Source organism: Streptomyces sp. NPDC101160, assembly GCF_044768205.1.
Classification (GTDB): Bacteria; Actinomycetota; Actinomycetes; order Streptomycetales; family Streptomycetaceae; genus Streptomyces.
Genome location: NZ_JBIWPJ010000004.1, coordinates 172,209 through 184,876, shown reverse-complemented (window position 1 = coordinate 184,876; position 12,668 = coordinate 172,209). Strand labels below are relative to the sequence as shown.

10 protein-coding genes and 5 tRNA genes are annotated in these 12,668 nt (G+C 70.7%); 10 read left to right on the top strand and 5 right to left on the bottom strand.

The features are described from left to right. Positions 1-285 precede the first annotated feature (285 nt). The 4 genes from ACIRSU_RS13910 to ACIRSU_RS13895 form a co-directional block, all read right to left on the bottom strand. Positions 286-876, bottom strand: a complete 591-nt coding sequence (locus ACIRSU_RS13910) for a GTP-binding protein (RefSeq protein ID WP_403791751.1) — start codon at positions 874-876, stop codon at positions 286-288. Further along, on the bottom strand, positions 857-1,264 hold the full coding sequence (locus tag ACIRSU_RS13905) for a DUF742 domain-containing protein (protein ID WP_403791749.1): 408 nt from the start codon (positions 1,262-1,264) through the stop codon (positions 857-859). Before ACIRSU_RS13905 ends, ACIRSU_RS13910 begins: the two co-directional genes overlap by 20 nt. Positions 1,265-1,421: 157 nt before the next feature. Further along, positions 1,422-1,835 carry a roadblock/LC7 domain-containing protein gene (locus ACIRSU_RS13900; RefSeq protein WP_403792553.1) on the bottom strand — a complete coding sequence of 138 codons (414 nt, stop codon included), beginning with the start codon at positions 1,833-1,835 and terminating at the stop codon, positions 1,422-1,424. Between the two features lie 9 nt (positions 1,836-1,844). Continuing rightward, entirely contained in the window at positions 1,845-5,702 is a 3,858-nt protein-coding gene (locus ACIRSU_RS13895; RefSeq protein ID WP_403791747.1) for a nitrate- and nitrite sensing domain-containing protein, read from the bottom strand. Between the two features lie 578 nt (positions 5,703-6,280). Here ACIRSU_RS13895 and ACIRSU_RS13890 point away from each other — a divergent pair. From ACIRSU_RS13890 to ACIRSU_RS13850, 9 genes are all read left to right on the top strand, one after another. After that, entirely contained in the window at positions 6,281-6,484 is a 204-nt protein-coding gene (locus ACIRSU_RS13890; RefSeq protein ID WP_403792551.1) for a hypothetical protein, read from the top strand. Positions 6,485-6,592: 108 nt separating this feature from the next. Further along, on the top strand, positions 6,593-7,387 hold the full coding sequence (locus ACIRSU_RS13885) for a fumarylacetoacetate hydrolase family protein (RefSeq protein WP_403791745.1): 795 nt from the start codon (positions 6,593-6,595) through the stop codon (positions 7,385-7,387). After that, positions 7,380-8,855 (top strand): glutamate--tRNA ligase, encoded by a 1,476-nt coding sequence (gltX, locus tag ACIRSU_RS13880; protein ID WP_403791744.1) that lies wholly within the window; start codon positions 7,380-7,382, stop codon positions 8,853-8,855. The genes ACIRSU_RS13885 and gltX overlap by 8 nt, the downstream gene beginning before the upstream one ends. Positions 8,856-8,915: 60 nt before the next feature. Beyond that, positions 8,916-9,638, top strand: coding sequence for an HAD family hydrolase (locus ACIRSU_RS13875; protein WP_403791742.1), 723 nt, complete (start codon positions 8,916-8,918; stop codon positions 9,636-9,638). 95 nt (positions 9,639-9,733) lie between these two features. After that, positions 9,734-9,805, top strand: a tRNA-Gln gene (locus tag ACIRSU_RS13870). Positions 9,806-9,846: 41 nt separating this feature from the next. Then, positions 9,847-9,919: transfer RNA gene (locus ACIRSU_RS13865), tRNA-Glu, on the top strand. Positions 9,920-9,980: 61 nt separating this feature from the next. Further along, positions 9,981-10,053: transfer RNA gene (locus tag ACIRSU_RS13860), tRNA-Glu, on the top strand. Positions 10,054-10,073: 20 nt separating this feature from the next. Next, positions 10,074-10,145, top strand: a tRNA-Gln gene (locus ACIRSU_RS13855). A 28-nt stretch (positions 10,146-10,173) separates the two neighbouring features. Beyond that, positions 10,174-10,246 (top strand) — tRNA-Glu (locus ACIRSU_RS13850). 138 nt (positions 10,247-10,384) lie between these two features. On the opposite strand, the gene ndgR is transcribed toward ACIRSU_RS13850, so the two are convergent. Then, on the bottom strand, positions 10,385-11,101 hold the full coding sequence (gene ndgR / locus ACIRSU_RS13845) for an IclR family transcriptional regulator NdgR (RefSeq protein ID WP_128977462.1): 717 nt from the start codon (positions 11,099-11,101) through the stop codon (positions 10,385-10,387). Positions 11,102-11,241: 140 nt separating this feature from the next. On the opposite strand from ndgR, the gene leuC reads away from it, so the two are divergent. Further along, positions 11,242-12,666, top strand: a complete 1,425-nt coding sequence (gene leuC / locus ACIRSU_RS13840) for a 3-isopropylmalate dehydratase large subunit (protein ID WP_403791740.1) — start codon at positions 11,242-11,244, stop codon at positions 12,664-12,666. The last annotated feature ends 2 nt before the right edge of the window (positions 12,667-12,668 follow it).

The window sequence follows — 12,668 nt, the reverse complement described above, 5'->3', positions numbered from 1 at the left end:
CGGGAGTTCATGAATTGCAGCACGTGAGGGGGGCCGCATCCAAACAGTGTGAAGCAGCCGGTTTTTGGCACTCACGCCACAGATAAAACGGGCATAAAGAGCGAGCCCCGCCAAAAGGCAGGGCTCACGTGAGCGCAGCGATACCGCTTGGATGCGTCGGGTGTCCGACCCGCCCCGATTCTCTGTCGGATTGTTATCAACGTGGGGGTGGTCGTGTCGAAGGACACAGACCACCCCCAAAACCTCTACGACAACTGCCGTATCTCGACTTCTACTTGATGTGTACTACTTCAAGCGGGCCATGAGCGCGTGCTCGACGAGGGTGATGAGCGCGCTCTTGGCGTCCGCGCGGTGGCGGGCGTCGGTCGTGATGATGGGCGCGTCGGGCCCGATCTGCAGCGCCTCCCGGACCTCGTCCGGCGTGTACGGCTGCTGCCCGTCGAAACCGTTGAGCGCGATCACGAAGGGGAGGCCCGAGTTCTCGAAGTAGTCCACGGCCGGGAAGCAGTCGGCGAGCCGCCGCGTGTCCACCAGGACCACGGCGCCGATCGCACCGCGCACCAGGTCGTCCCACATGAACCAGAAACGGTCCTGACCGGGCGTGCCGAACAGGTACAGGATGAGGTCCTGGTCGAGGGTGATGCGGCCGAAGTCCATCGCCACCGTGGTGGTGGTCTTCCCGCCGGTGTGGGTGAGGTCGTCGATGCCCGCCGAGGCGGAGGTCATCACGGCCTCGGTCCGCAGCGGGTTGATCTCGGAGACGGCGCCGACGAACGTGGTCTTGCCCACGCCGAAGCCGCCGGCCACCACGATCTTCGCGCTGGTGGTCGACCGGCCCGCCGAGGCGGCACCGGCGCTAGAGCTTGCGAAGTCCACTGAGCACCCTTTCGAGCAGTGTCACGTCCGGCGTGCCGCCGGCCTCTCCGTTGCCCGGCTGGTGGATGGCCACCATGCCGGCCTCGGCCAGGTCGGCCACGAGGATGCGCGCCACACCGAGCGGCATCGAGAGCAGGGCCGAGACCTCCGCCACCGACTTCACCTCACGGCACAGGTGGCAGATCCGCTGGTGCTCGGGGAGCAGGGTGGCCAGGTGCGCCGGGTCGGCCGTGGTGCTGACCAGCGCCTCGATGGCGAGCTGGTAGCGCGGCCGGGTCCGGCCGCCGGTCATCGCATAGGGACGGACCAGCGGCTGGTCGCCTTCCGATCCGTACGGATCGTCTATGGAGACGCCGTACGGATCGTGAGAGGCGGGGGGCGGGGTCATGAATCCTCCGGGCGTGACAGCAGAACCTTCTGCCGTCTGATGGGGCCGGTGGGGGGCCGGGTGGGGCGGCCGGACGGTGAACGGTCCGGAGGCGGTGCGGAGGGGCGCACCGCCCTGGGCACGTCGGTTCGGTTGCGGATACGGACAAAGGGTTGGCTCAGCGCAGCAGGCTGCCCTGGAGCTCGGCCCGCAGGTCGGGGGTGAGCACGCTGCCCGCACGGTCGACGAGCAGCGCCATCTCGTAGCCCACGAGGCCGATGTCGCACTCCGGGTGCGCGAGCACGGCCATCGAGGAACCGTCGGAGACGGACATGATGAAGAGGAAGCCGCGCTCCATCTCCACCACGGTCTGGGCGACGGGCCCGCCCTCGAAGATCCGGGACGCCCCCGCGGTCAGCGAGGTCAGTCCGGACGCGACCGCCGCCAGCTGGTCGGCACGGTCGCGGGGGAACCCGTCGGACATGGCAAGGAGCAGTCCGTCGGCGGAGACCACCACCGTGTGCGACACCCCTGGGGTGTTGTCCACGAAGTTGGTGATCAACCAGTTCAGATTCTGCGCCGCCTGGCTCATCGCGCTCAACTAACGCTCCTGCTGCTGGGTCGGGCCGACGTGGAAGGAACCCGTGGTGGAGTTGCCCGCCTGACGGCCCTGCTGGATACCGCGGCGCAGATTGGTGAGCCGGCCGCGGACGTCGTCGGGTGCGCGGGAGACCTGGGGGCCGGCCGAGCTGGCCTGCTCCTGGGCGGTCCCGGGCACGAGGTTGGCCCGCGGCACGCGCCGCGGAAGCCCGGAGGTGGTGACGCCGCCGGCCGCGGGCTTGCGCGCCCGCTCCGCCTGGCGCACCAGCTCGTCGTTGGGCGAGGTCCGCCAGGCGGCCGCGCCGTTCTGCCGCCCGGCCTCCGGCTGCTGCGGGGCCGCCGGGGCGGGCCGCTGCGGGACGACCGGGGTCTGCATGGTCCGCTCGACGTCCGGCACCCGCGGGGCCGGGGCGGCCTGACGCGGCGCCGGGGCCTGCTGCGGACGGAGACCGTGCTGACCCTGCTGGGCCTGGGCCTGCTGAGCCTGACCGCCCTGCTGGGCCTGGGCCTGCTGGGCCTGCTCCTGGTGGAACCAGTTCGTCTCCAGCGTGTCGTACAGCGGAGTACGGCCGTCACCGGCGGACGGCGCCGGCGGCAGGGCCTCCGGCTGACGCGGCTGCTGGAGCTGCGGCTGCTGCGGCTGGGCCGGCTGGTTCGCCGGACGCTGCTGGGGCGCGGGGGCCTGGGCGTGCTGCTGCGGGGCCTGCGCCTGCGGCACGTACGGCTGGTGGCCGAACGCCTGCTGCTGCGGGGCCTGCTGGGGCTGCGGCGCCTGCGGCATCCCGTAGTCCGCCTGCGGGAACTGCCCGGTGGACGCCGGGTCCTGGTAGCCCTGCGGGGCCTGCGGCTGCTGCGGCATCCCGTAGTCCGGGCGGGCGAACTGACCGGTGGAGCCGGGGCCCTCGGGGTAGCCCGGGACCGGCTGCGGGTAGCCGCCGGTGGTCTCCGGGTCCTCGTGGCCGCGCGGCGCGTCCGGCGGGGTCATGTCCTGCTGCGGCCGGCGGACCGGCTGCACCGGGTCGTTGCCCCAGCTGGTGGCCTGCGGGCGGGGCTGCTGCGGCTGCGGGTTGCCGCCCGGCAGCTCGGCACGCGGGAAGCCGTTCTGGCCCTGCGGCGCCGGCTGCTGCCGGTCCTGCGGAGCCTGCCGGTCCTGCTGGGCCTGCCGGTCCTGCTGGGCCTGCGGGTTCTGGCCGCCCCAGATGTCCGTACGGGACGGGATCGCGCTCTGCGCGCCGCCGACGAAACCGCCGGGCGCCGCGCCGCCGAGACCCGGCTGCTGCGGGTCCTGCGGTACGGGCGGCAGCTGCGCGGTCTCCGGACCCCGGTCCAGGGACCGGTCCTGGGCCTGGGCCGGGGCCGGCGCCTGCGGGCGCTCCTGGAAGAGGTTCGGACCCTGCGGCTGCTGCGGAGCCTGGCCGTTCGGCCGCTGACCGCCCTGGCCGGGCAGCGCGCCACGGGCCGCGCCCGCGCCGAGCCGGCCGCCGGGCGCGGACGGGGCACCGCCCGGACGCCCGCCGCCGAGGCCGCCGGCCGCGCCGGGACCGGCGGTGAGCCGGCCGCCCGGGGCGCCCTGGCCCTGCGGGACGGCGCCCTGGCCGGCCTGACCGGCCTTCGGCGCCGGCTTCTTGCCGCCGTGGGCGACGTCGACGGGGAGCATGACGAGCGCGGTGGTGCCGCCCGAGTCGGACGGGCGCAGCTGGATCCGGATGCCGTGCCGCAGGGACAGGCGGCCGACCACGAACAGACCCATGCGGCGGGAGACCGAGACGTCCACGGTGGGCGGCGAGGCGAGCCGCTCGTTGATCGCGGCGAGGTCCTCGGGGGAGAGGCCGATGCCGGTGTCGTGGATCTCGACGAGCACGCGGCCGTCGGGCAGCGCGTGACCGGTGACCCGGACCTTGGTCTGCGGCGAGGAGAAGGAGGTGGCGTTCTCGAGCAGCTCGGCGAGCAGGTGCACGAGGTCGTTGACGACGCGGCCGGCGACCTCGGTCGCGGGGACCGAGGCCAGCTCGATGCGCTCGTACTGCTCCACCTCGGACGCGGCGGCGCGGAGCACGTCGACCAGCGGGACCGGGCGGGTCCAGCGGCGGCCCGGCTCCTCACCGGCGAGGACGAGGAGGTTCTCACCGTTACGGCGCATGCGCGTCGCGAGGTGGTCGAGCTTGAACAGCGAGGACAGCTGGTCCGGGTCGGCCTCGCGGGACTCCAGCTCGGAGATGAGCGAGAGCTGACGCTGGATGAGACCCTGCGAACGGCGCGAGAGGTTGGTGAACATCGCGTTGACGTTGCCCCGGAGGAGGGCCTGCTCGGCGGCGAGGCGGACCGCCTCGCGGTGCACGTCGTCGAAGGCCGCGGCCACCTGGCCGATCTCGTCGCGGGAGTGCACACCGACGGACTCGACGGAGGTGTCGACGTCCTGCGGGTCGGCCTCGGAGAGCTGCTTGACCAGCTCGGGCAGGCGTTCCTGGGCGACCTTGGTCGCGGTGTCCTGGAGCCGGCGCAGCGACCGGATCATGGACCGGGCCACGACGAAGGCGCCGACGAGCGAGACGCCGAGGACGAGGAGGATCAGCGCACCGTTGATGATGGCGTCGCGCTGCGACTCCTGGCGCAGCTCGCGCGCCTTGGTCTCCATCTCGCCGAGCAGCGTCGCCTCGATGGTCTTCATGGCACGCATCTTGGTGCCGTACTCGTCGGTGAAGTTCAGGTGGCCGCGCTTGACGTCCGGCAGGCCGCGGCTGGAGTTCAGCAGCCGCTGCGAGTAGTTGTCGGCCGCCTCGATCGAGGGGTTGCCGTTGGTCAGCGAGGCGGTCAGCTCCGCGGCGTCGCCGCCGGCCGACTCGTAGATCGCCTGGAAGGACTTGAGCTCGACGCCCTCACTGGTGAACGCGGCCTCGCCGTAGAGGCGGTCACCGAGCTGGAGGTTGGCGGGCTTGCTGTCGTTCGGCGGCAGCGCGGAGGCGATGATCGCCTGCTGGATGGAGGCGTACTCCTTGGCGGACGAGAACGCGGCGAGCGCGCGGGTCCGCTTGATCATCTCCGGGTTGCTGGTGGCCTGCGCCATGTCCTGGGACAGGCTGAGCAGCGAGCGGATCAGCCGGCTGTACGCCTCGACGGTCACCGAGTGGGCGGTGCCGTCCTGCTTGTACGCGTTGACGCGGATGGTGCCGAGCTGGCTGACCTGCGAGGCGATCTGGTTGACGTTCTGCCGGATGCTCCGCAGCGACTCGTCGTCCTCGGTGGCCGGGATCTCCTTGGTGGCCTCCAGGAACGCCCGGTACGCGCGGTCGGTGTTCTTCCGCGGGTTGGCGACCTGGTAGTCGCTCGGGTCCTTGCCGTTGGCCAGCGGACCGGCGGACAGGTCGCGCTCCTGCTGGAGCTGCTCGGCGAAGTTGGTGGCTTCCTTGGTCAGCCGGGTGAGCAGCTGCATCTGGTCCAGCTGGTCCATGTCGTGCAGGGACTCGCTGATGCGGATGCCGCCGAGGCTGGTCGCCGCGACCACGGGGAGGGTCAGGAGGGCGACCAGGCGGGTGGAGATGCGCCAGTTGCGCAGGGCTATTCGGGGCCCGACCTGAGCCTCGGCGTTGAGCTTGGGCAGCGGGGCGTGCTCGGCGGCGGCGTCCGCGGCCGTACCGCGGGCACCGTCGGAGCCGCCGGCCTTGGCCGGGTTGGCGCCCTTGCCGCCCTTGCCGCCGCGGTCGGCGCCGGAGTTGCCGGGGCCGCCGGAAGCATGCTGCGGCTGCGAGGCCGGGGAACCGTGCTGGGTCCCGGCACGCGGCTCCTGCTCCGCCGGAGCTTCCCCTCGGCCCTTTCGGGCCTGGGAAGAGCCCGTGCCATCCCTCTTGAAACGTCCCTGCACTAGCGTCGCAACCTCTGGACCAGGCGTCTTTCCGGATGAACGGAGAAGACGGTGTCGGCGTCGTGGGACGCAGGTGCGTCCCAGTGGTGGTCGTCGGTGACCGGCGCAGATCCCCCTAGTCCCGCCACTCGGCCGGCGCTGCGTTGCGCCCCCTGCACACCGGCCTCAAACCCGCGGCGGTGCGTGGAATTCCAGCACAGTGCCGGATCTCCAACAAGGGCCGTGGGGCGTGGCCCCAAGGGGATGACAACGCGTGTACGAAGTGTCACCCCATGTAGAAGATGATCACGGAGGAATCGGGCGAATCTGCCCGAAGGGGCAAGGGGGGAGGGGTGTCCCAGTCGACATGATCAGGAGCGGAATGCCGCGTTCAGTGGAGGAATGTCCGTTTCGGTCACCTCGCGTGGCGGAGCGTAATGCCCGCTTTGTTCCTCAATTGGTGAGCAAACTCACACGTAGTTCGTTGGGTCCGCCATGCAATCGAAGGGAATTGCATGTTTAGCCTGACGCTTTACAGAATGGGAGACCCGCGCGCCCGCGTGGGCGCCCCCCACCGCAGACAAGGGTCCGACACCGCGATGAAGACGACGCCCGTACTCCGCACCACGGCCAACCCCCGCCGCTCGACCCTCGCCCACCTCGAGGACGCCGCACAGCTGGGCCGCCCCGTCCAGCCCGAGTACGCCGCCGCCCTCCCGGGCACGACCGCCAACCCGCGCCGCACGGTCCTGATGACCCCGCCGGCGCCGTACGTCCCGGCGTACCTCTCCACCGCCCCGTAAGTCCCCGCACGTCCGCGACCGGCGGCAAATCCGCCGGTCGGCCCCTCGCGCCGCGTTAGCCTGGAGCGTCAGACTCCAGCCAGTAGCAAGTGAGGGGCGACAGCACTCGTGCGCATCGCCAGATTCTCCATCGACGGCAACGTCGCGTTCGGCGCGGTCGAGGGCGAGGGAACCGTCGAGTCCGGCGGCCTGGTCCTCGACATCATCAAGGGCATCCCGTACACCGACTTCGAGCTCAGCGGCACCAAGGTCCCGCTGAGCAAGGTCCGGCTCCTGCCGCCCGTGCTCCCCAATAAGGTGGTGGCCATCGGCCGCAACTACGCGGAGCACGCGAAGGAACTCGGCAACGAGGTCCCCGAGGTCCCGGTGGCCTTCTTCAAGCCCACCACCTCCGTGATCGGCCCCGGCGACGCCATCGAGTACCCCTCCTTCTCCAACGAGCTGCACCACGAGGCCGAACTGGCCGTGGTCATCGGCCGCATGTGCCGCGAGGTTCCCCGCGAGCGCGTCAAGGACGTCGTCTTCGGCTTCACCTGTGCCAACGACGTCACCGCCCGCGACGTCCAGCAGCGCGAGTCCCAGTGGGCCCGCGCCAAGGGCTTCGACACCTCCTGCCCGCTGGGTCCCTGGGTCGAGACCGGCCTGAGCATCGCCGACGCGAGCGACCTGACCATCCAGGCCACGGTCAACGGCGAACAACGACAGCTCGGCCGTACGAGCGACATGATCCGCTCCATCGAGGACCTGGTCGTCCACATCACCGAGGCCATGACGCTGCTCCCGGGCGACGTCATCCTCACCGGCACCCCCGCCGGGGTCGGCCCCCTCACCGTCGGCGACGAGGTCGCCGTCACCATCGAAGGCATCGGCACTCTCACCAACAGGGTGATCAAGCGTGGCTAACGCGAACATCCGCGTCCGTTTCTGTCCCTCCCCGACCGGCAACCCCCATGTGGGCCTGGTCCGCACCGCCCTCTTCAACTGGGCCTTCGCGCGGCACAACCAGGGCACCATGGTCTTCCGCATCGAGGACACCGACGCGGCGCGCGACTCCGAGGAGTCGTACAACCAGCTGCTCGACTCGCTCAAGTGGCTCGGCCTCGACTGGGACGAGGGCCCGGAGATCGGCGGCCCGCACGAGCCGTACCGCCAGTCGCAGCGGATGGACATCTACAAGGACGTCGCCGACAAGCTCCTCGCCGGCGGCTACGCGTACCACTGCTACTGCACCCAGACCGAGCTGGACGACCGCCGCGAGGCCGCCCGCGCCGCCGGCAGGCCGTCCGGCTACGACGGCCACTGCCGCGAGCTGAGCGCCGAGCAGGTCGAGGTCTACAAGGCCGAGGGCCGCGAGGCCATCGTCCGTTTCCGGATGCCGGACGAGACGATCACCTTCACCGACCTGGTCCGCGGCGAGCTCACCTTCACCCCGGAGAACGTCCCGGACTACGGCATCGTGCGCGCCAACGGCGCCCCGCTGTACACCCTGGTCAACCCGGTCGACGACGCCCTGATGGAGATCACCCACGTCCTGCGCGGCGAGGACCTGCTCTCCTCCACCCCGCGCCAGATCGCGCTCTACAAGGCGCTGATCGAGCTGGGCGTGGCCAAGCAGATCCCGGCCTTCGGCCACCTGCCGTACGTCATGGGCGAGGGCAACAAGAAGCTCTCCAAGCGCGACCCGCAGGCCTCCCTCAACCTCTACCGGGAGCGCGGCTTCCTCCCCGAGGGCCTGCTGAACTACCTGTCGCTCCTCGGCTGGTCGTTCTCCGCCGACCAGGACCTCTTCACCATCCCCGAGATGGTCGAGAAGTTCGACATCGCGGACGTCAACGCCAACCCGGCCCGCTTCGACCTCAAGAAGGCCGAGTCCATCAACGCGGACCACATCCGCATGCTGGACGTGAAGGACTTCACCGCGGCCTGCGAGCCGTGGCTGAAGGCCCCGCACGCCAACTGGGCCCCGGAGGACTTCGACCGCGCCGCCTGGGAGGCCATCGCGCCGTACGCCCAGACCCGCCTGACCGTCCTGTCGGACATCACGGCCAACGTCGACTTCCTGTTCCTCAAGGAGCCGGTCTTCGACCAGCCGTCCTGGGACAAGGCGATGAAGGGCGAGCCCGTGGCCCTGCTCACCACCGCCCGCGAGAAGCTCGTGGACGCCGACTGGAACGACCCGGAGTCGCTCAAGAACGCCGTCCTGACCGCCGGCGAGGCCCACGGCCTCAAGCTCGGCAAGGCCCAGGCCCCGGTCCGCGTCGCCGTCACCGGCCGCACGGTCGGCCTGCCGCTCTTCGAGTCGCTGCAGATCCTGGGCAAGGACAAGACCCTGGCCCGCATCGACGCGGCCCTGGCGAAGCTCGCCGGCTGACCCGGTCCGTACCCGCCGGTACCCCCGTCCCGCACCCGGGCCGGGGGTACCGTCATTTCCATGACCATCCGCGCCGTCCTCTGGGACGTGGACGACACGATCTTCGACTACGGGGGCGCCGACCGCGCCGGCATGCGGGCGCACCTGGCCGCCGAGGGTCTGGTCGACGGGTGGGACTCCGTCGACCAGGCCCTCGGGCGCTGGAAGGAGCTCACGGCGCTGCACTGGCGGCGCTACGAGGCCGGGCTCGGCGACTGGCAGGAGCAGCGGCGGTGGCGGGTGCGGGACTTCCTGGAGCGGCCGGGGATGACCTCGGACGAGGCCGACGGCTGGTTCGACCGCTACGTGGTGCACTACGAGGCCGCCTGGGAGCTCTTCCCCGACGCCGTGCCCGTGCTCGACCTGCTGGCCCGTGACTACCGCCACGGCGTCCTGTCGAACTCCAGCATCCACGCCCAGGACCCCAAGCTCCGCACCCTGGGCGTACGGGACCGCTTCGAGGCCGTTCTCTGCGCCGCCGAGCTCGGAGTGGCCAAGCCGGCCGCGGAGGCGTTCCACGCGGCCTGTACGGCCCTGGGGTTGCCGCCGGGCCAGGTGGCGTACGTCGGGGACCAGCCGGACACCGACGCGCGCGGCGCCGTCGAGGCGGGGCTGCTCGGGGTCTGGCTGGACCGGGCGGACACCGGCGGACGGCCCGAGCTGAACCGCATCACGGACCTCCACCAGCTGCCCGGGGTGCTGCTCGGGGATACGCGTTTTGGAGCACCGTCCACCTTCGGGTAATGTTCTTCCTGCGCCCAGGGGAACGGGCCGAAAGGCCGGAAAGCCCCGAAAGCGCAAGCCGAGCAGGATCCCTTCTCGAAGTGATCAAGTTCCGGTGGCCTATGGTGTAATTGGCAGCACGACTGATTCTGGTTCAGTTAGTCTTGGTTCGAGTCCAGGTAGGCCAGCTCGCAGAGCTCATCTGCAAACCGTGGATGGCATCCACAAAGCCCCCGTTGTGTAGCGGCCTAGCACGCCGCCCTCTCAAGGCGGTAGCGCCGGTTCGAATCCGGTCGGGGGTACAGATCCTTCCCGCGGGATCACTTGGGTAGCTCCCGGTGAACCCGATGCAGGATCGCTAGGGCCCCCGTTGTGTAGCGGCCTAGCACGCCGCCCTCTCAAGGCGGTAGCGCCGGTTCGAATCCGGTCGGGGGTACGAGTTGGTCTAAACCACTTTGGTCTATGGTGTAATTGGCAGCACGACTGATTCTGGTTCAGTTAGTCTAGGTTCGAGTCCTGGTAGACCAGCTGTGATCTGCGGAAACGCAAGATCCACGCCCCCGTTGTGTAGCGGCCTAGCACGCCGCCCTCTCAAGGCGGTAGCGCCGGTTCGAATCCGGTCGGGGGTACAGAACGAAGAAGCCCTTCCCTTCGGGGGAGGGCTTCTTCGTTGTGTGTCAGGACACGCACACAACTCCGGCCCACCGCTGCGGCGTTGGAGCGGTGGGCCGGACACGTACAGATGAAGAGAGGGAAAGCGGGCAGGGTCAGCCGTTGCGGCGCAGGGCCTCGGTCAGGCGGGCGGCGGCGTCGATGACCGCCTGGGCGTGCATACGGCCCGGGTGGCGGGTCAGACGCTCGATCGGGCCCGAGACCGACACGGCGGCCACCACGCGGTTCGAGGGGCCGCGTACGGGCGCGGAGACGGACGCCACGCCCGGCTCGCGCTCGCCGATCGACTGGGCCCAGCCGCGGCGCCGTACGCCCGACAGGGCCGTCGCCGTGAAGCGCGCGCCCTGGAGGCCGCGGTGCAGCCGCTCGGGCTCCTCCCAGGCCATCAGGATCTGCGCGGACGAGCCGGCCTTCATGGTCAGCGTGGAGCCGACCGGCACGGTGTCCCGGAGGCCCGAGAGCCGCTCCGCCGCCGCCACGCAGATGCGCATGTCGCCCTGGCGCCGGTAGAGCTGGGCGCTCTCGCCCGTCACGTCGCGCAGGTGTGTCAGCACCGGCCCGGCGGTCGCGAGCAGGCGGTCCTCACCGGCCGCGGCGGCGAGCTCCGCCAGCCGCGGTCCGAGGATGAACCGGCCCTGCATGTCGCGGGCCACCATCCGGTGGTGTTCCAGTGCCACGGCCAGTCGGTGTGCCGTGGGTCGTGCGAGTCCCGTCGCCGCGACCAGACCTGCGAGGGTGGCCGGACCGGACTCCAGGGCGCTCAGGACAAGGGCTGCCTTGTCGAGAACGCCTACGCCGCTAGAGTTGTCCATGAAACGATATTCGCGTCTCACTCTGTGAAACGCAAGTTCAATTTTCCGAGGATCTTGTCACTCTTGAGGTGCGGCCGCACGACGGCCCGCGAAACGGGTCTCTAGGGTGCCGGCGCACGCCGCCGGCCGGAGGGAAAGCGATGGGTAGGACACTCGCGGAGAAGGTCTGGGACGACCACGTCGTCCGGCGCGCCGAGGGCGAGCCCGACCTCCTCTTCATCGATCTGCACCTGCTGCACGAGGTGACCAGCCCCCAGGCCTTCGACGGCCTCCGGCAGAACGGCCGGCAGGTGCGGCGCCTCGACCTCACCATCGCCACCGAGGACCACAACACCCCGACGCTCGACATCGACAAGCCGATCGCGGACCCGGTCTCCCGGGCCCAGCTGGAGACCCTGCGCAAGAACTGCGCCGAGTTCGGCGTCCGGCTGCACCCGCTGGGCGACGTCGAGCAGGGCGTCGTCCACGTGGTGGGACCGCAGCTGGGACTGACCCAGCCGGGCACCACCGTGGTCTGTGGTGACTCCCACACCTCCACGCACGGTGCCTTCGGCGCGCTGGCCTTCGGTATCGGCACCAGCCAGGTCGAGCACGTGCTGGCCACCCAGACGCTGCCCATGGCCCGCCCGAAGACCATGGCGATCACCGTCGACGGCGAGCTGCCCGAGGACGTCACCGCCAAGGACCTGATCCTGGCGATCATCGCGCGGATCGGCACCGGCGGCGGCCAGGGCTACGTCCTGGAGTACCGCGGCTCCGCCATCGAGAAGCTCTCGATGGAGGCCCGGATGACCATCTGCAACATGTCCATCGAGGCCGGTGCCCGCGCGGGCATGATCGCCCCCGACGAGACCACCTTCGCCTATCTGAAGGGCCGCGCCCACGCCCCCGAGGGCGAGGACTGGGACGCCGCCGTCGCGTACTGGAAGACGCTGAAGACCGACGAGGACGCCGTCTTCGACGCCGAGGTCGTCATCGACGCCGCCGAGCTGGCCCCGTTCGTCACCTGGGGCACCAACCCCGGCCAGGGCGCCCCGCTTTCGGCGAACGTCCCCGACCCGGCTTCGTACGAAGACGCTTCGGAGCGCCTCGCCGCCGAAAAGGCCCTGGAGTACATGGGCTTGACCGCCGGCCAGCCGCTGCGCGACATCAAGGTCGACACCGTCTTCGTAGGCTCCTGCACCAACGGCCGCATCGAGGACCTGCGCAACGCCGCCACCCTCCTGGAGGGCCGCAAGGTCGCCGACGGTGTCCGCATGCTGGTCGTCCCCGGCTCCGTCAGGGTCGCCCTGCAGGCCGTCGAGGAGGGCCTGGACAAGGTCTTCAAGGAGGCTGGCGCCGAATGGCGGCACGCGGGCTGCTCCATGTGCCTGGGCATGAACCCCGACCAACTGGCCCCCGGTGAGCGCTCCGCGTCCACCTCCAACCGCAACTTCGAGGGCCGGCAGGGCAAGGGCGGCCGCACCCACCTGGTCTCCCCCCAGGTCGCCGCCGCCACCGCCGTCCTGGGCCACCTGGCCTCCCCGGCCGATCTGTCCGACGTCGCCACCACCGCGGGGGTCTGAGG

Coding starts and splice junctions, on each gene's coding strand:
- ACIRSU_RS13905 (WP_403791749.1), bottom strand. CDS start 1,264: ATGACCCCGCCCCCCGCCTCTCACGATCCGTACGGCGTCTCCATAGAC.
- ACIRSU_RS13900 (WP_403792553.1), bottom strand. CDS start 1,835: ATGAGCCAGGCGGCGCAGAATCTGAACTGGTTGATCACCAACTTCGTG.
- ACIRSU_RS13890 (WP_403792551.1), top strand. CDS start 6,281: ATGAAGACGACGCCCGTACTCCGCACCACGGCCAACCCCCGCCGCTCG.
- ACIRSU_RS13875 (WP_403791742.1), top strand. CDS start 8,916: ATGACCATCCGCGCCGTCCTCTGGGACGTGGACGACACGATCTTCGAC.
- ndgR (WP_128977462.1), bottom strand. CDS start 11,101: ATGGACAACTCTAGCGGCGTAGGCGTTCTCGACAAGGCAGCCCTTGTC.
- leuC (WP_403791740.1), top strand. CDS start 11,242: ATGGGTAGGACACTCGCGGAGAAGGTCTGGGACGACCACGTCGTCCGG.